A 20,853-nucleotide genomic window follows, 5' to 3' on the forward strand; every position below is an offset into this window, starting at 1 on the left:
TATAAGGGGGTTTTGAATTTAATTTATACTTATCGCTGGTTATCTAAAATTAGATAACATTTGCAGCAAAGTGTTTCTCCAATTTATTTAATCTGCCAGCGATGCTCACATCCACTTGGCGGTCACCTACCTTGATCACAAATCCACCAATTAAGGCTGCATCTACTTTTGTATCTAGCACCACCTCATTGGCTTTGATTTCTTGTGCAATCTGTGCTTTCAACTGTGCTAGGTTCTCTTCCGATAAAGGTACCGCCGAAGTTACTGTAGCTTGTACAATTCCTTTTTCAACGCGGTATTCACGAATGAACTCAATTGCGACATCGACTAAGATATCAGCACGACCTTTCGTAACCAACAAGTGAAAGAAACTCATCACCGATGGTTGCACTTTTCCGTCAAACAAAGCAGATAAAATACTACGTTTTTTATCTTGTTTGATAATAGGATTCTTTAGTACAGCAGCCAACTCAGCGTTTTGCTTCACCACTGCAATAAATTGCTCTATATCGCCCTTCACGGCGTCCAAATTGCCCTGCTCTTTCGAGAGGTCAATAAGTGACTTGGCGTAACGGGAAGCAACTGTAAATACTGACATAGAAATACTTTAATAATGGGTGAACTAGCTTAACTTAACGTCTTTTAGCAAATCAGCTACTAGCGATTCTTGCTTCGATTGATCGGCAAATTCTTTCGTCAATACCTTACGGGCAATGTCCAAAGATAGAGAAGAAACCTCAGATTTAACTTCTGCTAATGCACGAAGTTTTTGTTCGTCGATCTCACGCTTAGCATCTTCGATCAAGCGAGCACCTTCCGTTTGCGCATGCTGTTTAGCTTCGGCTACGATCTTATCTTTCAATTCTTTTGCTTCTTTCAAGATTAAGTCACGCTCTTCACGTGCTTCTTTCAGCAATTGCTCATTTTCGTTGGTTAGGCGTGCCATCTCCAACTTTGCTTTTTCGGCAGAAGCCAATGCATCGGCAATACCATTCTCACGCTCCTCTAAAGCATTTACGATAGGTTTCCACGCAAACTTTCCTAAAATAAAGATAACGATAAGTAGGATGATAAGCTGCCAGAAGAACAAGCCGTACGAAAACTGATTAATAAGTGCTTCCATTATATTGTGTAGTCTTAAACTGTTATATTTTTCTTTTTTGTTACATTTAAGTAAACATAGTCTGCAACCAACCGTTGCAAACTATGTTTGTACTTTTAGTTGATCTGAGCTTATTTACCCAAGATCAAAGCACCGAATGCCAAACCTTCAACTAAGGCACCGATGATAATCATAGCAGTCTGGATTTTAGATGCTGCTTCTGGTTGACGAGCGATCGCTTCCATAGCTGAACCACCGATTTTACCCAAACCTAAGCCTGCACCAATTACGATAAGACCTGCTCCAATTAAGTTGTACATAATAATTAATTTATAAAATTTAACAAAAAAATGCGATTAATGATGAGCGTGTTCTTCCACGGCCATACCTATAAATAATGATGATAACATCGTGAAGATAAAGGCTTGCAAGAAAGCAACCAGTAACTCCAAGAAAAACAAAAGCAATGTTAACAACATCGAAACACCGATACTACCTGGGATCGTTAATTGTTGCTGGAACAAATACACGATAGCGATCAATCCCATCACCACGGAGTGACCTGCCGTAATATTGGCAAACAAACGTAACATCAACGAGAATGGTTTGGTAAACATACCCAACACCTCGATTGGCGCTAATACAAATTTAAATGGAACTGGCACACCTGGCATCCAGAAAATGTGTTTCCAGTAATCTTTATTTGCTTTGAAAGTCGTAATGAAGAAAGTAAACAAAGCCAAACACAAGGTGATGGTGATGTTACCTGTTACGTTGAAACCTAGCGGAGTCAATCCTAATAAATTCAACAAGAAGATTAAGAAGAACACCGATAATAGGTATGGCATAAACTCTTTGTAACGGTGGCCAATATTTGGGATAGCCATCTCATCACGTACATATAGCACTAATGGCTCCAATACACGACCAGCACCTTTTGGCAAGTTGTTAGCTCCTTTTTTATATGTCTTAGCTAAGCTAATGAATCCAATAAACAACAGTAAGGCAGCAAGCATCAAACCTACTACGTTTTTAGTAATCGAAAAATCTAAGGGCTTAGCGTTCGTTGGGTGATGGTGTTCGTCCATATCCAATGTACCCGCAGCATCCGTTTTGTAGATCTTACCGTGGAACAGCGTATAATGTTGACCATCTTTCTCTACGATATGCTCGCCGTGATGAAATTCTGAAGATGAAAAAACTTTCAATCCATTATCAATCAATATCACTGGCAATGGAAATCCATAATGTACACCAGCTTCACTATCTACAAACAAAGAAAAGTAATGGTCATCCTGCAAGTGATGCTGGATGTGATGGGAAATTTCTTCTGCTTGGCTGTGTGAATCTCCCTCATGCGCATCTGCGGCACGTAGTGAAAATGGACTTACAGCAAGTAAACATACTGTGAAAAGGATAAGAGCTTTCTTAAAATTTAGCATTTTAGATTTCGATTGAAAAACAAAAATTTTGCGCAAAAATACAACTTTCTTTGGCATATGTCTCCATTTCCTAGAACTTTTATTAAAATTTAGTTCCAAGATTTGGCTCTGCCTGATTTATAGCACGATAGGCCATATATACATCCATAAAAAGAAACAGGAAATAGGTCACGAGGAAGTGCGTTGCCAAAAATTTGTCATCCGACATTTCCAAGCCTCCCCGTATAAAAAGATAACCCGCAATAGCCTTTAAGAAAATTAATCCCAGAAAGATAAAGCCAAGGTTTTTAGGCATCGCATATTGTGCCAATAAGATCATCATCGCAACAAAGACGCTGAGCAAAGTCTGAAACGCATACAAACCAAGTAATGAATAACCTGTACCAGCCCATCCAACCGATAATTTCAGCAAGTATTCGAAACTGTAATGTATCACAAATACAACGACTGCAAAACGCAGTACCAGCAACAAAGATTTAAGATATTTATTCATCGCGATTAACGTAATTTACTAAGCGGATAAAATGATATAATGATACGATGACACCCAACATCGTGAAGGCTTTCATCCACCATTCGCCGCTTCCGCCGTACTTGCTATCCAACCATTGTCCCACCCAATAAAACAGGTAAATGGTCACGCCCATCTGAAAGGGCATACTGGCAAATACCAACCATTTGTTTGCTTTCCGTTTATCGTTTGATGACATGGTTAATTTGATCAAGTCGACAAATATACACTATTGCACTCTCCTACCCTAATCCCAATAGTTTTTGTCCGATACGGATGTCTGGATAATCAAAATTACTTCCCAGAATGACTTTGATTTCGGAGGATGATTTACCCTCGTTCTCGCGCAACACGGTAAGTACACGATCTAACTTATCTTTTTCGATCAGATCTTCGGCATCGATCTCCTCGCCTACGAAATGAATCAAGTGACCGTAAATCGTACCAGCAACCATGCCGCGCTTGGTAGCAATCTGCTCGATCGAAGCCCCATCCTGATACATCATCAAGGTGATGGCTTTGGTATCGGTCGGCATTTCTTCGCTATCTGCATTGGCCACACCTTCATCCTTCACCTTTTCTGCTTGCAGCAGTTCTTGCGCGAGCACCGTGATATCTCCTGTTAACGCCTCGGCAATCGTCAAGCTATGCTTGATCTGCTCATACTTGCGCTTGTAATCCAACAAGATTGCTTTCAGTTCGGTGATGTATTTTTTCGTCCGCTTCTTGATCTGCCACTCGGCAATATGCGCTTCCATCGGCGCAATCAATCCCGATTCCATTTTGGGGGCAAACCAACCAACGGCTGACTGGGTACGGGCATGGATATCGTCGTAATTGACATTCTCGGCATCACGAAACATATTATACAATTGTGTCACAAACTTATTAGCCACGCCTTCCTGCGCTTTGGCCTGTTGTACCAAATTGTTGAAAAATGCTTGTGCCGCTTCTTTACCATCAATATTGCGATCTGCCAATGCGTTGGCTTGTGTTTCTGTAGCTTCGACCAAATTCGCCCAGCGAAAGCTTTGCAATAGGATTTGCCCTAAATACTGTCGCTGATATTGCTGCAATACATCCTGCAACCTATCACTATCTAATGCGCGATTCATATACCCGACCACCTGCGCGTCCGTACGTATCGCATGCGATACGATTTGGCTACGTAATACAAGTCCATCTAAACCGCGCAAACGCGACAGCGCCACGTAAACCTGTCCAGCAGCAAAGGATGTTCCAGCATCAATGATCGCGCGATCAAAGGTCAGCCCTTGGCTCTTGTGTATGGTGATTGCCCAAGCTAAGCGCAAAGGGAATTGCGAGAAGGTACCCATGACCGTTTCTTCGATCTTATCATCGCCTTTATTGTAGCTGTATTTGATATTTTCCCAGGTTTCGCGTTTCACGGTGACCTCGTCAGAGCCATCAGCAAAACTCACAATCACCTGTTGCTGATCCAACTTCAATGCTTTAACGGTGCCAATCTTACCATTAAAGAATTTGCGATCTTCGCCCACATCATTTTTAATGAACATCACTTGTGCGCCTTCTTTCAAGGTAAGTGTTTCCTCAGTCGGGAAAGAGCCTTGCTGAAAATCGTCTTTCACCACGGCCTTCACATTAAATAGCTTACCGGACAATTGCTGTAAAGCTTCTTGATTGATCTGATCGGCGAGTCGGTTGTGTGAGGTCAGCGTGATGTATTGCTCTTCTTTGGGCGGCACGAAGTCGGCCTTGTAATAGCTGTTCAAATGTGTTAGATCCGTTGCCGTGGTTTGGTTGTTCCGGATATTGTTTAATATCGTGATAAAGTGATCGTCCTTTTGGCGGTATATCTTCTGCAATTCGAGAATCACTGGTGGATGCTCACGCAGCACTTTGGCATCGAAAAAGAAGGGACTTGAATAGTGATCGCGCAATACTTGCCATTCGTGATCGCGCACTACCGGTGGCAACTGGTATAAATCTCCAATAAACAATACTTGCAGACCGCCAAATGGGCGCATATCGCGGCGTACTGATTTTAGAATCACGTCGATCGCATCCAACGTATCGGCACGTACCATAGATACCTCGTCGATCACCAGCAATTCCAATTCCTGCAGAATAGCACGCCGTTGTTTCGTCAGCTTAATGGTGCTAAACAAGCGGCTTTTGTTGTAAATATGGCTATCTGCCTGATCCCATTGTAATGGATAATCTTCGATGAACGTACCGAAAGGCAACCAAAATAATGCGTGCAAGGTGGTACCACCAGCGTGCATTGCTGCCACGCCTGTTGGCGCCGTGATCGCCATTTTCTTGTAGCAATTTTGCTGTATGTATTTTAAGAAAGTAGTCTTTCCAGTACCTGCTTTTCCAGTGAGGAATAGGGGTTGATTGGTTTGATTGACGAAGGCTACTGCTTGTAAAAATGATGGGTTTTCGGTATCTAAACTTTCCATTGCCATAAGTTACAAAGCTACAAATATTTCATTCTGGCAGGGAGTTTTCACAATATTTTGGCCGTTTTATAGAGAAATCCTATATTCACTCGATAAACATATAATAGATGGCAACTTATACGGATAAAAGCGAGCTTTTTAAGCAAATTGAAGAAAAATTAACGAGCGAAGGCTTTGGTATTGATAAAATTGATCAAACTCGCCCTTGGGGTGGTTTCTTTGTGATCAACGAAGATCAGGCTCAAGAATTTGCAAACACATATTTTGATGGGCTAGATGTACAAGATTTGAAAATCTCAGGCAAATTGAGTCCAAAGATTTTGGTCGTAAGCCCAAACAAAAGACTCTCATGGCAATATCACCACAGACGTGCCGAAATCTGGCGCGTAGTGCAAGGTGAAGTGGGTGTAGTAACTAGCCCGACTGATGAGGAGCACGAACTGAAAATGTTGAAACCACAGGATACGATCCGTCTGAGCCAAGGTGAACGCCACCGTTTGGTAGGATTAGATGGTTACGGTGTATTGGCCGAGATCTGGCAACATACCGATGTAGACAACCCGTCTGACGAAGAAGATATCGTACGCGTACAAGATGACTTTGGTCGCTAGTAGCTTTCGCGATTAGTCGCATCATAAAAAAGTCCCGATCTCATCAAAAGAGATCGGGACTTTTTTATGAACGGCATTACTACTTATTATCCTCTTCGCTATTCTTACTTTTGTCTTGCAAAGTACCGTAGTTCAGTTCATTTTCCTCGGGTGACTCGTGCCTATTGTCGTACACTTTCTTTGTGCGTCTCAACTTATAGAAATCATAGAACGCGATAAACATGAGCATAAAACACACGACAAAGAAGGTGGCATTGCCTAAGAAATTGTAGGATACACCACTAATAATACCTCCAGCAACGTAGCAGGACATGATGACTAGTAACAAATGAAACTTTTTGACCAACTGCTCATCACTGCGATTATTTCGTTTGGTAAACATCGATACCAGAATAGCCAAATCGGTGGTCAGACCGGTTAAGTGTGTTGTCTTGATGACAGAATTAGAAATACTAGCCGTCAAACCATTTTGAAGTCCCATCGCAAAGAGTAAAATCCCGACCAGAAACTCGGTTTCTAACAAAGTATCGGTGTAGAAAAACTGAAGATAGATACCAACTGCTAATATTCCCAGGAATTCTAACATGATTGGAATAGCGTGCGCTAAATAGGAACTGATGCGATCCTTGCCTTGAATGATGACAAAGTTGGACAGAAAACTTCCAGAGAAAAATAACAATATCCAAAACAGAACTACCGCAGCTTGGTATACGTTTCCGCGAGATACTTCTTGTGCAAATACGGCATAATGTCCGGTAATGTTGGAGGTATAAGAGAAGAAAACAATAACAGACACCACATTTGTCATCCCGGCAGAGAGTGCCGTTAGTGCGCCTAACTTTAAATTATCTCCTTGGGTTCTATGGTTACTGTATTTTCTTAACATTTTACTGAACTAAATCCTCTCGTTTTAATAGTATTTTGATAACCCCCTTGATCTGTATATCCAAATTGAGGTGGAGTTCCATCTCGTCATTATTTAAGGTTTGAATCTGAAAACTTTCGATGGGTGTACCATCTCTACTTATCTCTAAAATATGGCCGCGCCCTTTGATTGACCAAGTCATGTTGGCGACCGAATGGTCATCGACCTCCAGCGTACCATTTTCCCTGAAAATCCACCGATTCACATGTAGAATTTCGAGCTTATCCAAGATCTCAATACGGATATTCTCTTCGAGCACCTCTGCAAAGTTCTTTTCTTCCAGCCGATAATCTGGTTTCTCGAAATACCAACCTTTCTCTTTCCACTCGCCAACGATCATTTTCTCTGGACTAGCTACATAAATTACAATAAGCAAGGAGACCAGTAATAGCCCTCCGACTAATAAGTAATTGAGCTTATATAGGGAATCCCGATTTAATCGTAACATGTATACTTCTCTTAAAAAATAGCTGGCGCTGATAGCGCATTAGCGCACATTGTAATAAAAGACTTTTCGTCCTATTCCTCCCAGTCGATCCATCCCTTCTACGACTACCTTGTAGCGGCCATTGCCATCCCCGTTATAGTAATCCAAGGTCATCTCTTCTGTTCCCTCAATCAATACATCTGGATTCCAATAAATTGTAGATCGGTAATCTGCGGTATTTTTACTGGCAGGTGTATCATATTTCGGCGAATAGAAAGAACGTGTCTTCACATATCCTAATGGATACAGATCGATAACATTCGTTTTTGGCAACATGGCCTCAATCTCTGCTAACGACATACGTGGGCGTTTTGGCGTATCGTCTTTTTTCGTGATGATAGATACCACACCATCATTCTGGTAAGTACGACTGACTGTACCCAAATCATCGCGTAAGAAAATCTCGATGGCCTCAATATCTGCCGGCTGAATAGAATTCAACGACGGCTCATCTATCGGCATACCATTCAAAAAGAACTGCACAGGAACGCGGCTACCTTGATTGTAATTGCGTGATATGAAGTACTTCTGCATATTGGTATCATGCGTAATTCCCGTTAATAACGTACTCAAACACATCGTCAAAACATTACAGCCTGTAATACGATCTGCTTCGATCCGGTGCTCTGGCATATTCAATCCACTTAAAGAACCAAAATCACGACTACTTTGTTTTTTTACGACCGTTCTATTTACTTGAACTTCATCAATGAGTATCGAAGTCCGGAATTCATTTTTACTATTAGCTAAATAGGACTGCAACTTTTCGTCAATATTCTGGATGTAGTCGCCTTTATAAGGCGAGTTGGCGTCGATTTCTGGGAAAAATGTTTGATCCATATTGATGACCAATGCGCGATAGTTATCATTTCCTCTGGCATTCACCGTGACGCGAGCCGAATCTGGAAAAACCAAATTATCGAAAGAAAATCGCCCTTGTTGATCTGTGTACGTATCTTTTCGCATGCCCAATGAAGGAATGGAAAGCAACAAACCACCATTCGGTTGAGTACGCCCTGTATTCATTCGCAATGTTCCCGAAAGAGAAATCCCTTGCTCCGGCATAAAAGATACTTGTGGATAATTACCTTTCAGCAATTCTTTGTACTCAAATCTTCGGAAACCTTGCGTCATGAGTAAAGCTTCCAGCGCTTCTGTTCTATTTTTATTTTCTGGATTGAAATAATAATTTGGCTTTTCTACATACCCTTGCAAATCGGAAACCAACAACAGATTACTCAAAATACTCAAATCCTGATCGTCATTGTAAGGTACTTTTGCTTCGTCGGTAACGGTAACAGAGAAGGAGCCCATCACGCTATCCGTACCATTTTTAACGCCGATTCGTAGTTTTACAGGATCTTTACTGTTGTACGTGGTTTTGTCGGTCGTCACGTCGATATCTAGCAATTCTTCGGTCGTGGATTGGCAGAATACTAAGCGTTCGCTTAGTGGCGTACCATCTGCCGCGAACAGCGTGTATTGTACAATTCCGTTGGGCATATTTTCTCTTGGAACTTTAACCAGTACCGAAGAATTTTTTAGAGCTACTTGCGCCGCGTAGACCAGATGTCCGTTGGACTGCCCCAACACATAGTACGCATTATTTTCAACTTTTTTGAAGTGATTATCACTCGTCACGATTCCCAGCTGCATATGCGTGTCGTCTGGTTTTAAACTCACGAGATTGACTGCTTCATCCACTGGAGCTGGCAGATCGTAGGTACGTTCCTGTCCATTCTCAAAGGTGATTACTGCTTTATAGGTTTCGCCAGACATGGGGATAAAAGAAAAATATCCCATTCCCATGCCTAAATCTGAAAACTCCAGGATTTCATTTTTCTTGCCATCAATGAGCTTTCCTTTGACCGCAGCACTTTTACCATCGTTGCTCACTGCTTTGAAGGCGACATTCTTGGCCAAGCCTGTGATAAGATCACCACCTTCCGGAAAGAATTGCACATCAGCATCCCACAGCGCTGTGGCTAAAGAGTACTGTCCGACTAATTTTTCTTCATTATTGTCGATTTGTACCAAGAGACGCCCCGTTTTCATGAGCTCTTTGTTCTTAGCAGAAAGACTGATGGATACGCGCCCCATATCATCGGTTTCGGCTCTGCCTTTGTCAAATTGATCCCAACCATCGTTGGCTTCCCAAGTTAGTTTTTTACGTGAAAGAATAGCGCCCGACTTATCTCTAAATTGCAGTGAAGCTTTGGTTTTGTTGCCATCCGGAGTAAAGGACACTATTGCTCCTAGCTTTTTATTGATCGCATCACCTACGGTCACGATCTTATTATAGAAATAATCTTGCTTGAAATTGACCATCCACTTGGTGTATGCGCGGAATCTATAATTATCTTGACTCCAAAATTCGGGATCTAACACCAATTGACCTTTTCCTACACCTTGCTCCGATTGGATTCGTAGCGTTTGCATCAAAGAATCTCGGCTATTAAGCACTTCTACATATACGACTTTACTCGGATCGTATGTACCTAAATTATAGTTGAGATATGATTTGAACCAAAGTGTATCACCGACAGCATAATACGGTTTATCGAAATGTAAGTGTACTTTTTCTACTGGATAAACGCCAAAATATCCCTGTACTTTCTCCACTACATCATTGATGGGGATCGCTGGTTTTTGTTGTGCATATGAGATTGTGGAAATCGCAAAAAGAAAAATTGTTAAATATAGACTGGTATAAAATTTCATGTATTGTACTTTCAGAACAGATAAATATATCGTTTTTCTGGAAAACCTTAAGAAACCTTACCATTTTTTAACATTATAATAAAGCTACAGCAATGGAGCTAGAAGACGACATACAGAGTCTAACCCTCGTTTCCATCGCGACCTTGCCGCCCAAAGTCCACTCGTCAGTAATCGGCTATTGGCCACATCTTGCGCATAACTTAGTCCCATTTGTTTTCCAATTTTTTGATCCGCTACCACCGCAGCAATCTCATAGTTGATATAAAAGCTCCGTGTATCCAGATTTACTGTACCAACGAACACCATCGTATCATCGATGTTTACCGTCTTGGCGTGTATAAATCCTTTTTCGTACAGATGCACCGTTACACCTCGTTGCAATAGGGGCTTTAGAAAGGAGAAAGAAGCGTGTTGTACAATCCACGAATCACCTTTGGAGGGAACCATTAGCTCGACCGACACACCAGCCGCGGCAGCGACCATTAAGGCAGTTTCTAATTCGGGACTTGGTATATAATACGGTGTACATAATTGGATCTTATGCTGCGCTGCCGCAATAGCAATCAGCAAAGCTTCCATATTGTAGGGTGCGGCCGAACCTGGATCGCTTGCCGCGAAAGATACGGTGGCATTGCCCTCAACTTCAACTTCTCGTTTCAAATAATAGTCGTCGAGTGGAAAAGAATCGGCCTCGGTCTCGTTCCATAGTGTCCAGAAATGCAATTGCAACAACCCGACAGAGGTTCCTCGTATATGCAAAGAAGTATCTCTCCAGTATACGCCATCTCTATTCAGGTTATTGTAATTATCGGCAATATTAATCCCTCCTATATAGGCACTCACCCCATCGATAATACAGATCTTGCGGTGGTTTCGATAATTGCTATTGGCTAAGGAAGTAAAGGTAACCGGTAAAAATGCTTGAAACTGAATTTTAGAAGGATGCTTTTTGTGATAACGCACGATACTAGAGGAGCCAAAATCATCTACCAACAGTCGTACCGATACCCCTTCCTGCGCTTTCTCTTCCAAAATAGACATGACCTTACTACCGATCTCATCGTGTTCGAAGATGTAGTACTCCATATGGATAGAGTGCTGCGCCCGCCGCAAAGATTCGATAAGATGAGCAAACTTCTCTTCTCCATTTTGCAAAAGCGTTACATCGTTGCGCAAGGAAGGAAAACATACTTGCTCATGCCTTAGGTAATAATACACACGACTGAGGTCTCCAATATCCTGTTGAATCTGTTTGAGGGAATCTTGTATTTTAGGTTCAAGTTGGTTTAACTCGCTAGTAATACGAGCAGATTGCGCTTCACTAATGCGCCTAAACCGACGCTCCTTCTTGAATTTTTGACCGAATAAATAGTATAGGATAATACCCACAATTGGCAGAAATATAATAACCAAAATCCAAGCGATGGTTTTCGTTGGATTTCGATTTTCAATTAGAATCGTCGAAATAACGCCCAAATAGAGAATGGATAAGGGTACCCAATACCATTCCTGAATAATTGGCCATGCCACCTCTATGATTTCCTTCATACCTTATTAGCTGTTGAACTTAGCTCATCACCCTACAAGTTATGAAAATACTTCGGAGAATAAATGAATATAAGGTTTTTAAAAATTAGCCTGCTAAACGCAGTGAGCAGCTCCTACCGGATACAAGATGGGGCTCAGATAGGGAATATCCAAATTAGCACCACGTAGAATGAACCACATTCCCATCAAAAGATATAGCATCGGTAACACCCACGCAAAGCGCAACTTCATATAGCGTTTGGACCACTGCGCAAAAAAAGAGAATAAGAACAACATCGGCCACGTACCGAAACCAAATGCAAGCATAAATAAAAAACTAGACCAAATCCCATCGGCATTGACCGCAGAAGTGAGCGACATGTAAACCATACCACAGGGTAACATTCCGTGGAACATTCCTGCAACAAAGGAACCGCCGGGTCGATTTATCCAGCGCCCCATAGCGCGCGCAAAAGGTTGTACTGCCCACGATTGCAATCGTTGCACGGCACCCGACTTCCATCCTACTATTTGGAAAATGCCGATGAGCAACAATAATATACCACTGATCATACTCATCGTCTGTTGCCATCCGCCTATTTTGCTAGCTTGACCAATGAGCCCTAACAAAAGCCCTAGTATACCATATGTAAGCACCCTGCCCGATTGGTATCGCAACTGAAACAGCAGACTAGTGTAAAAAGTAGGCTGCCGCTGCTGTAGACCAAAGATCAGCGGCCCACACATCACCGCACAATGCAGGCTACCAAATAGTCCCATAAAAAAGGCAAAATAGGCGTAATGCATCGCACGAGGAATTTAAGGTATAAACACATGATGGATGGATTGATACGCTTTGCCAGCGCCATCCCAAGTGAGTTTTATTTCCCAATGCCCACGCTCTCGAGATGCCAATGGCAGCATAATGGAATCACCCATCGTCTGAAAAACTTGCTCTTTATCTAGCTTCGCATCAGATCGCCGCTTCCAGTGCACATTTCCAGTATTGCGCGAAGACGAAAAATGAATACACAGGCTATCGCCTCGCAGGCGCAGCTTGGGCATCGCGTGATCGCGTTGCACATTTTCTTTCAGCTCATAGACTTCGCCATAGTGCATCCCCTGATCGTAATAGTTATCTTCTTCTAGCGTATCGGTATCTTGCTTGACCATATAAAAGACAGATCCCACTATAAAAGCCATAAAAGCTCCCATACCCAGTACAATACTTCCTCCCCAATTCATATCACTTTGTTTTAAATTCACTACTGTCACATGGCAACCGGCGCGATAAACGTGGTCTTCAAAGACTTTATCTTTTTGTTATTCGACATGATCGCTACAATCACTTCCGATTTGTATTGCTGTATGCTATGCTTAGGTCTGATGATAAAGAAGCTTAGCATGGCCGTGCCGTCTCGTTTCAAAGAATCGATAACGTTTACGCGCTGCACCAAAACCGTACTATCTTCGCTCGACACCATAAATGGGATATCCTTACCCGATTTATTCGTCAGTTCCAGCGTATAGAGATTGCTCACCGTGCCATCCGCTCGCAATTGATAGGAGCTTCCAGTGGCACGCAATAATCGGGCATCAATAATCGAACGGTTGGCCAGAAGAAATGCAAAACCTATGGATAAAGCAATCAAGACACCAGCGTATGCTAGTGTCCTTACACTTACTGCCTTAGATTTTACCGCCGCATCTCCTTCCAATGTAGCCGCACTGTAGAAACCGACTAGACCCGTTGGTTTTTGCAACTTCAGCATTACTGCGTCGCAGGCATCCACACAAGCCGTACAATTCACACATTCTAGTTGTATGCCATCTCTAATATCAATGCCCGTTGGACAAACATGTACGCAGAGCTTGCAATCCACGCAATCTCCTTTCAAATGGTGCGCATCTACATGACGCTGCTGTTTACCACGAGGCTCACCACGGCGATGATCGTACGCGACCGTCACGGTTGATTCGTCTAATAGCACACTTTGCAAGCGCCCATAAGGACAGATCGTGGTACATACAATCTCGCGCAAGTGCGCGAATACGCCATAAAAAACCAGCGTAAACACGATCAATGATAAGAAGCCAATCAGGTGCTGCTCCACCGGTTCACGTATAATTTGCCACAGCGCATCTACACCAATAATATAGGCTAAAAATAGATTAGCAATGATAAATGATAAGAGTAGAAATATGCTGTGTTTAGCCAACTTCTTCCAAGCGCGGGCATCCGTATCGGGCCCTGCATTCAATTTACGTTGTTGCTGCCAATCGCCCTCAATCCAATACTCGATCCGCCGAAATACCAACTCCATAAAGATAGTTTGCGGACAAGCCCAGCCACACCAGACACGGCCGGCCATCGCTGTGATCAGGACAATGGCTACGAGCATAATCATCATCCCGAAAACGAAAATGTAAAGATCTTGCGGATAGAACAAGGTACCAAAGATGGAAAATTTACGCTCTACCACGTTCAGCATCAACATCGGATGCTCGCCAATCTTGATAAAAGGAAGCACGAAAAAGATCAACAGCAACGTATATCCTACCCATTGTCGGCGTTGAAACCAAATGCCTTTCGGCTTTTTGGCATAAATCCATTTGCGCTTATTTTCCATCGCTATTGCTGCCATCTCCCTACCTCTTTAAACTATCCAATCCTTATTCGTAAATCACTTCAGTACCTTCTGGCGCTTTGGGGTTAGCGGGCTTGCTATCACGCAATGTGATAATATAATTACTGACTTCTGCAATCTGCCCAGGTGTGAGCGTTTGTTCCCACGGCACCATCCCTTTGGCTGGCACACCGTATTTCACCGTTTTGAAAATATCGCGTATCTCGCCACCGTGCAGCCAATGCCTGTCGGTAAGATTAGGCCCAATCGTTCCTTCGCCTTGCGCGCCATGACAGGCGGCACAATTTGCCGCAAAGATGGCTTGGCCAGCTGTGGCCATCGTGCCCGTAGAATCTACCGTGATCGATGACTCATCGACCAGATCGGCGGCCTGACTGAGATACAACTGCCGCGCCTCTTCGGCTCGCTCGACCTCCACCACGTATTCCTGATCCTGATTGAGCCCCCAAGCAAATACATGATAAGAAAGCAGATAACCCAAGCCGAAAATAATGGTGGAGTAAAACAAAGCATTGAACCAAAGCGGAATCGGATTATCCAACTCCACGATCCCATCGTAATCATGATCTTCGATCACCAATGTATGTTCTTCCTCGAGTTTATGCAAACCTAGCAGACCGTCCCAGCGTCCTTTCGTCCGTTGTGTTCGAGCGGCACGGATGATGGTTTTTTCAGCCAAATCTTTCTGGTAGCTTTCCGGAAAACTAATGCGATAAATCGCTTGCAAGGCGCGATGGATTCGATAAACAGCTAACAACAGAATCAACATCGCGACAACCAACGTGATTAAGAATATAGTATGATGTAGATCGCCATCTGATAATAGAAATGATTTGACACCGGCTAATACGTCTCCTGTACTTAAAATTACTCTCATAATAAATGTGTTAAACGGTCTCTTTCTCTATTTCTTGATCCGGTTCGTCTAATGGTATTTGCTCCATGTAGGCGGTAAAATCTTTGCGCATCGTCAATAGCATGACAATCACCACGGTAAAGAAGATCAGAAAGATCCACAGCGATAAGATGAGGTATATCTCGTCACCATGTAGGTTGGATATTTGCTTAAACATGAGCTAATGGATTTGATTGTTATTAATTATCGGTCGCTTGCGGTGCTGTATTGACTTTGATATCTGTACCAAGCCGTTGCAAGTAAGCGATCATGGCGATGATTTCCCGATCCGAATCTACTTCGACTTGGTTTGCGCGCAAAGCTTCGGCGATTTCTTCGGCTTGTTTTTTCGCCTCCGGCAATGCCTGTTGGATCTGCTGATCGGTATAAGGCACGCCCAATGTTCTCATCACAGATAGTTTTTTCGATAAATCGGAATAGTCGATTTCTTGCTCGATCAACCAAGGATAGGCCGGCATGATACTTCCCGGTGAGGTGATGGTCGGGTCCAACAAGTGATCCAAATGCCATTTGTGCGGATACTTGCCTCCGATACGTTGTAGGTCAGGTCCTGTACGTTTGGATCCCCACAAGAATGGGTGATCGTACACGAATTCCCCTGCTTTACTGTATTCTCCGTATCGCGCGGTCTCCGAGCGAAATGGTCGAATGGTTTGCGAATGGCAATTCACACAGCCTTCACGGATATACAAGTCACGACCTTGAATCTCTAGTGCCGTGTACGGTTTTACCGATGGAATGCTTGGCACATTGCTACTCATCGTGAATGTCGGAATCATCTCCACCATACCACCTATAATAATAGCTATAAGCGCTAATACCATAAAGAGCATAGGCTTGCGTTCTAAACGGCGATGACGATATTTTTCCCCGTGAATAGCATTGTCTAAGGCTGGCGCTTCGGCTTTTTCATTTTTTAGCAGCTGTCCTTTACGCATGGTTTTAGCCAAATTAAACGCCATCATAATTGCACCGGTAAGGTATAATGCTCCTCCAAACGCGCGCATCATATGCATCGGAAGGATTTCTAGTGTGGTAGCCAAAAAGTTTGGATGGCGTAGCACGCCCTCGGGCGTAAAGTCTTTCCACATCAAACCTTGCACCACGGCAGCCCAGTACATCGGGATCGCATAGAACAAGATGCCAAGCGTACCGATCCAAAAGTGTGCGTTCGCCATTTTTTTTGAATACAGATCTGTACGGTAGATGCGTGGCACAATCCAATACAAAATGGCAAAGGTCATAAAGCCATTCCAACCTAATGCGCCAACGTGCACGTGTGCTACAATCCAATCGGTAAAGTGCGCAATGGCGTTGACTTGCTTCAGAGACAATAACGGACCTTCAAAAGTCGCCATACCGTACGCCGTTAGCGCCACAACCATAAATTTCAAGGTTGGCTCGCTACGTACTTTGTCCCAAGCACCGCGCAAAGTCAATAAGCCATTGATCATACCACCCCAAGATGGCGCGATGAGCATGACGGAGAATACGACACCTAAAGACTGTACCCAACCCGGTAGCGCGGTATATAAAAGATGATGCGGACCTGCCCAGATGTAGATGAAGATCAATGACCAGAAATGCAGAATACTTAGTCGATAAGAATAGATCGGTCGATTGGCCATCTTTGGCAAGAAATAATACATCATGCCGAGATAAGGCGTGGTCAGGAAAAATGCGACCGCATTGTGGCCGTACCACCATTGCACCAAGGCATCTTGCACACCAGCATAAATGTAATAGCTCTTCCAAAAGCTGACGGGCACTTGCATAGAATTTACGATATGCAGTACGGCAATGGTGACAAAGGTGGCAATGTAAAACCAAACGGCCACGTACATATGTCTTTCGCGACGTTTGATGATAGTGCCAAACATATTGATTCCAAAAACAACCCAGATAATAGTAATCGCTAAATCTATTGGCCATTCCATTTCGGCATATTCATGTGAGCTGGTCAATCCTAAGGGCAAGGTGATAGCGGAGGCTACGATGATCAGTTGCCAACCCCAAAAGTGGATTTTGCCAAGCATATCGCTGAACATACGCGATTTCAATACGCGCTGCATAGAATAATAGACACCCATAAAGATCCCATTGCCCACGAAGGCGAAGATCACTGCATTGGTATGCACGGGGCGCACACGTCCAAATGTGGTGTATTGCGTTAGGAAGTTCATCTCCGGCCAGATGAGCTGTAATGCCACGAGTAGGCCGACTGACATGCCGATTAGTCCCCAAACGATGGTGGCCAAACCAAAATCGCGCACGATTTTGTTGTCATATTCAAATTGCTGTAACTGCATTATTCTCTGCTTTTGTTTGTCATCCAAAAGTAGAAAAGCCCCATCACAGCGCTAATGACCAACTATACCGAAAAAGGTGATCTTTATCATAATTTTCCAGTACAAAAAAATGGCTGATAGACATTGTGTCTATCAGCCATTCTATAAGTTAAATTAGATCGGGAATTACATCATCGCGACATCTTCCTGCACATCCGTATTTGCCTTGGCCAATCTTCGATAACCAAAACGATCTGGATGTTCAATAACGGATTTCACAGAGATAATCTTGTACACGTACGACCCGGTCTCTTTATTGAGATTTAGGTCGTAATAACTTTCCGTACCTTGGCGACGAATAGACCGCTTTAAGCTACCTCCGCCTACATTATAAGCGGCTGCAACTAAGGTCCAATCACCAAATTCCCGATGCAAAGCTTTGAGGTATTTCGCGGCTGCGTGCGTAGATTTGGTCAAATCCATGCGATCATCCACATCCCCATTTACGCGCAGTCCATATAACCGAGCCGTAGCTGGAATAAACTGCCAATAACCACCAGCACCTTTATGCGATGAAGTACGCGGATCCAAATCACTTTCCACCACAGGAATGTATTTGAAATCTTCTGGTATGCCATGAGACGCTAGGATCTTCGCGATACGCGGAAGATACTCATTCGCTTTGCGATGCATCTTATACGATTGGATCTTCTTGTAGGAAAATCTTTTGAGGTAAGTATTCAGCTTTGTTTTTACAGCTGGATCATCTAGGGGTACTTCCTCTTCGGCAAATGTAACATCACTCCAGTAGGGGTCTCTTTCGGCCGAGTCTACTGTTGCCGTTGTTTTTTGTTGTTTGTCGAACTCCCATGCCACTGGATTGGTCCCTTTAGGCACATTGTCGACATTGGAGCTTGAGTATAATTTTGTCAGCAAAACAGCGACCAGCACTATACTACAAGCTAATGCTTTATTTTTTATCATTAACTTCCTTAATGTTATCCGTCCCCAAATTCTTGTGTATGCAAGGGGAAAATGATAACTTGGTAAATTGAGCCGACAAAGATAAGGACGATTTCTTTAATTACCAAATAGTTATCTGATGCCCTCTCTAGCCGAATACAAACAACTCCCACAAAATCAATGCACTTATAGTAATAAATACAGATAAAAGCGTACCTTTGCAGCCTAATTTAATTTCTATATGCCATTCAACAACAAAAGGAACAGTCGTGACGACAGCGCCAGAAGAGGTAGAAACAACGAAGAATCCCGTTCTCGTAGTACTGATCGTCCAAAATCAAATTTTTCATCATCAGACAAACGCTTCAACAAAGAAGGTCGTGGAGATGATAACAGATCAAGAAACACAGGTGAAGGATTTGCCAAAAAATCTTTCGGCGATCGTACGGAACGTAAACCATACAACAGCGACAACCGCAGATCTTCCGAAGATCGCAAACCATATAACAGCGACAACCGCAGATCTTCCGAAGACCGCAAACCATATAACAGCGACAACCGCAGATCATCTGAAGATCGCAAACCATACAACAGCGACAACCGCAGATTATCTGAAGATCGCAAACCATACAACAGCGACAACCACAGATCATCTGAAGACCGCAAACCATACAACAGCGACAACCGCAGATCATCCGAAGACCGTGCTGGTAGCGCAAGAGGTAACGACAAATTCAAGAAAGACGGATTTAGCCGAAACAACTCCGCTCGTCCCGACTTCAAACAGCGTGATGGAGGATTCAAAAAAAGACCTTTCAACGATCGTGATGAGCAAGGGCAAGGCGGAGATAGAACTAATTTCCGCAGCAGAAAGACTTTTGGATCTGCTGATGGAGACGAAAAGACTTATTTCCCAAATAGAAGATTTGCACAGGCACGGAAACCTGCCTCAGGACAAGCCATTGATGATGGCACGATCCGTCTGAACCGCTATATTTCAAACTCAGGCATTTGTTCGAGAAGAAAAGCTGATGAATTAATCGAGCAAGGCTTAATCTCGGTGAATGGTGAGATCGTGACCGAGTTGGGTACAAAAGTAGATCCGGCGAAAGACGAAATCCGTTACAACAACGAACGCCTTAAGCGTGAAAAAATGGTTTATGTTTTATTAAACAAACCTAAAGACTACATCACGACGACCGACGATCCACAAGAAAGACGTACCGTGATGCAGTTGGTAAGCAAAGCGACGAAAGAGCGCATCTATCCAGTAGGACGATTGGATCGTAATACGACTGGATTGCTATTGCTTACGAATGATGGTAACTTGGCAGAAAAACTTTCTCATCCAAGAAATAATATCAGCAAAATGTACCACGTGGAGCTAGACAAAAGTCTTTCTCAAGGTGACATGAACAAAATCGAATTTGGTATCGAACTAGAAGACGGATTGATCAAACCAGATGAGGTAAGTTATGTAACTGGCGCGAGCAAGAAAGAAGTCGGCATCCAGATCCACAGCGGCAAAAACCGTATTGTTAGACGTATTTTCGAACATTTAGGTTACGAAGTAGTCAAATTGGATCGTGTGGTGTATGCCAACTTGACCAAGAAAGATTTGCCTCGTGGTAGATGGCGTTACTTGGAAGAGCGTGAGTTGATCCAACTAAAACACTTGATGAAATAGAGATTTACGAGGCGCTAGAAATAGCGCCTTTTTTATTGCCTGCTAAAATGTGTATTTTTGGCAAAATTATAATAGCACATGACAGATCCTAAAAGCTTAACATCGGTATCCGAGTTTCACAAAACATTTCAACACCCTATTTTAGAGAGCCCACAAATCCCTGCTCCTAGCAGGTCGGCGTTACGCGTTTCTTTGATAGCAGAAGAGTTGAAAGAGCTCGAAGAAGCGATACAAAATAATGATTTGGTAGAAGTAGCCGATGCGCTGTGCGATATTCAATATGTACTTTCGGGTGCTATCCTCGAATTCGGATTACAAAACAAATTTAATGCGTTGTTCGAGGAAGTACAACGCTCTAATATGAGCAAAGCTTGTAAATCAGAAGAAGAAGCGATACAAACGCAAGAGCACTACCGTGCAAAAGGAGTAGAATCGTATTATAAGAAAGTGGATGATCTTTATTTAGTATTCCGAGAAGGAGATCACAAGACGTTGAAGTCGGTCAACTATTCGCCAGCAGATCTAAAAACAATCTTGGCAGAGAAATAGCAAAACTTGCTATAGAGCAAAAATATTGT

21 protein-coding genes are annotated in these 20,853 nt (G+C 43.0%); 3 read left to right on the plus strand and 18 right to left on the minus strand.

The genetic code is table 11. The features are described 5' to 3' along the window. Positions 1 to 49: 49 nt before the first annotated feature. The 7 genes from atpH to GKO22_RS10640 form a co-directional block, all read right to left on the minus strand. Positions 50 to 598 carry an ATP synthase F1 subunit delta gene (gene atpH, locus GKO22_RS10610; protein WP_166334823.1) on the minus strand — a complete coding sequence of 183 codons (549 nt, stop codon included), beginning with the start codon at positions 596 to 598 and terminating at the stop codon, positions 50 to 52. Between the two features lie 24 nt (positions 599 to 622). Continuing rightward, on the minus strand, positions 623 to 1,123 hold the full coding sequence (locus GKO22_RS10615; RefSeq protein WP_116777165.1) for a F0F1 ATP synthase subunit B: 501 nt from the start codon (positions 1,121 to 1,123) through the stop codon (positions 623 to 625). Positions 1,124 to 1,233: 110 nt separating this feature from the next. Then, positions 1,234 to 1,422, minus strand: a complete 189-nt coding sequence (atpE, locus tag GKO22_RS10620) for an ATP synthase F0 subunit C (RefSeq protein ID WP_028070619.1) — start codon at positions 1,420 to 1,422, stop codon at positions 1,234 to 1,236. A gap of 36 nt (positions 1,423 to 1,458) precedes the next feature. Then, positions 1,459 to 2,544 (minus strand): F0F1 ATP synthase subunit A, encoded by a 1,086-nt coding sequence (gene atpB / locus GKO22_RS10625; RefSeq protein WP_166334825.1) that lies wholly within the window; start codon positions 2,542 to 2,544, stop codon positions 1,459 to 1,461. Between the two features lie 82 nt (positions 2,545 to 2,626). Beyond that, positions 2,627 to 3,037, minus strand: a complete 411-nt coding sequence (locus GKO22_RS10630; RefSeq protein WP_166334827.1) for a hypothetical protein — start codon at positions 3,035 to 3,037, stop codon at positions 2,627 to 2,629. Further along, complete coding sequence (locus GKO22_RS10635) at positions 3,030 to 3,254, minus strand: AtpZ/AtpI family protein (protein WP_166334829.1); 225 nt, start codon at positions 3,252 to 3,254, stop codon at positions 3,030 to 3,032. Before GKO22_RS10635 ends, GKO22_RS10630 begins: the two co-directional genes overlap by 8 nt. A gap of 43 nt (positions 3,255 to 3,297) precedes the next feature. Beyond that, a complete protein-coding gene (locus GKO22_RS10640; RefSeq protein WP_240920251.1) occupies positions 3,298 to 5,502 on the minus strand; it encodes a helix-turn-helix domain-containing protein in 2,205 nt (734 codons plus the stop codon). A 107-nt stretch (positions 5,503 to 5,609) separates the two neighbouring features. On the opposite strand from GKO22_RS10640, the gene GKO22_RS10645 reads away from it, so the two are divergent. After that, positions 5,610 to 6,113 carry a cupin domain-containing protein gene (locus GKO22_RS10645; protein WP_166334832.1) on the plus strand — a complete coding sequence of 168 codons (504 nt, stop codon included), beginning with the start codon at positions 5,610 to 5,612 and terminating at the stop codon, positions 6,111 to 6,113. A 79-nt stretch (positions 6,114 to 6,192) separates the two neighbouring features. On the opposite strand, the gene GKO22_RS10650 is transcribed toward GKO22_RS10645, so the two are convergent. From GKO22_RS10650 to GKO22_RS10700, 11 genes are all read right to left on the minus strand, one after another. Then, entirely contained in the window at positions 6,193 to 6,999 is an 807-nt protein-coding gene (locus GKO22_RS10650) for a YoaK family protein (protein ID WP_166334834.1), read from the minus strand. Position 7,000: 1 nt separating this feature from the next. Continuing rightward, a complete protein-coding gene (locus GKO22_RS10655; protein WP_166334836.1) occupies positions 7,001 to 7,486 on the minus strand; it encodes a hypothetical protein in 486 nt (161 codons plus the stop codon). Between the two features lie 39 nt (positions 7,487 to 7,525). Then, positions 7,526 to 10,246 (minus strand): carboxypeptidase-like regulatory domain-containing protein, encoded by a 2,721-nt coding sequence (locus GKO22_RS10660; RefSeq protein WP_166334838.1) that lies wholly within the window; start codon positions 10,244 to 10,246, stop codon positions 7,526 to 7,528. 84 nt (positions 10,247 to 10,330) lie between these two features. Next, positions 10,331 to 11,794, minus strand: coding sequence for a cardiolipin synthase (gene cls, locus GKO22_RS10665; RefSeq protein ID WP_166334840.1), 1,464 nt, complete (start codon positions 11,792 to 11,794; stop codon positions 10,331 to 10,333). 93 nt (positions 11,795 to 11,887) lie between these two features. Next, on the minus strand, positions 11,888 to 12,580 hold the full coding sequence (locus GKO22_RS10670; protein WP_166334842.1) for a sulfite exporter TauE/SafE family protein: 693 nt from the start codon (positions 12,578 to 12,580) through the stop codon (positions 11,888 to 11,890). Positions 12,581 to 12,592: 12 nt separating this feature from the next. After that, positions 12,593 to 13,018, minus strand: coding sequence for a FixH family protein (locus tag GKO22_RS10675; protein ID WP_166334843.1), 426 nt, complete (start codon positions 13,016 to 13,018; stop codon positions 12,593 to 12,595). 26 nt (positions 13,019 to 13,044) lie between these two features. Further along, complete coding sequence (gene ccoG / locus GKO22_RS10680; RefSeq protein WP_166334845.1) at positions 13,045 to 14,418, minus strand: cytochrome c oxidase accessory protein CcoG; 1,374 nt, start codon at positions 14,416 to 14,418, stop codon at positions 13,045 to 13,047. 28 nt (positions 14,419 to 14,446) lie between these two features. Next, on the minus strand, positions 14,447 to 15,298 hold the full coding sequence (locus GKO22_RS10685) for a c-type cytochrome (protein WP_166334847.1): 852 nt from the start codon (positions 15,296 to 15,298) through the stop codon (positions 14,447 to 14,449). 10 nt (positions 15,299 to 15,308) lie between these two features. Then, on the minus strand, positions 15,309 to 15,494 hold the full coding sequence (locus GKO22_RS10690; protein WP_116777179.1) for a hypothetical protein: 186 nt from the start codon (positions 15,492 to 15,494) through the stop codon (positions 15,309 to 15,311). A gap of 22 nt (positions 15,495 to 15,516) precedes the next feature. Beyond that, the gene (gene ccoN / locus GKO22_RS10695; protein ID WP_166334849.1) at positions 15,517 to 17,646 is read right to left on the minus strand and encodes a cytochrome-c oxidase, cbb3-type subunit I; all 2,130 of its coding nucleotides are present in this window, start codon (positions 17,644 to 17,646) and stop codon (positions 15,517 to 15,519) included. 165 nt (positions 17,647 to 17,811) lie between these two features. Further along, positions 17,812 to 18,609: a lytic transglycosylase domain-containing protein gene (locus tag GKO22_RS10700; protein WP_166334851.1), complete on the minus strand. Its 798-nt coding sequence runs from the start codon at positions 18,607 to 18,609 to the stop codon at positions 17,812 to 17,814. Between the two features lie 220 nt (positions 18,610 to 18,829). Between GKO22_RS10700 and GKO22_RS10705 the strand changes: the two genes are divergently transcribed. Continuing rightward, the gene (locus GKO22_RS10705) at positions 18,830 to 20,275 is read left to right on the plus strand and encodes a pseudouridine synthase (RefSeq protein WP_166334853.1); all 1,446 of its coding nucleotides are present in this window, start codon (positions 18,830 to 18,832) and stop codon (positions 20,273 to 20,275) included. 78 nt (positions 20,276 to 20,353) lie between these two features. Then, entirely contained in the window at positions 20,354 to 20,824 is a 471-nt protein-coding gene (locus GKO22_RS10710; protein WP_166334855.1) for a pyrophosphohydrolase domain-containing protein, read from the plus strand. Positions 20,825 to 20,853 lie beyond the last annotated feature (29 nt).

Origin of the sequence: Sphingobacterium chungjuense (assembly GCF_011316935.1) — a bacterium.
Lineage (GTDB): Bacteria > Bacteroidota > Bacteroidia > Sphingobacteriales > Sphingobacteriaceae > Sphingobacterium > Sphingobacterium chungjuense.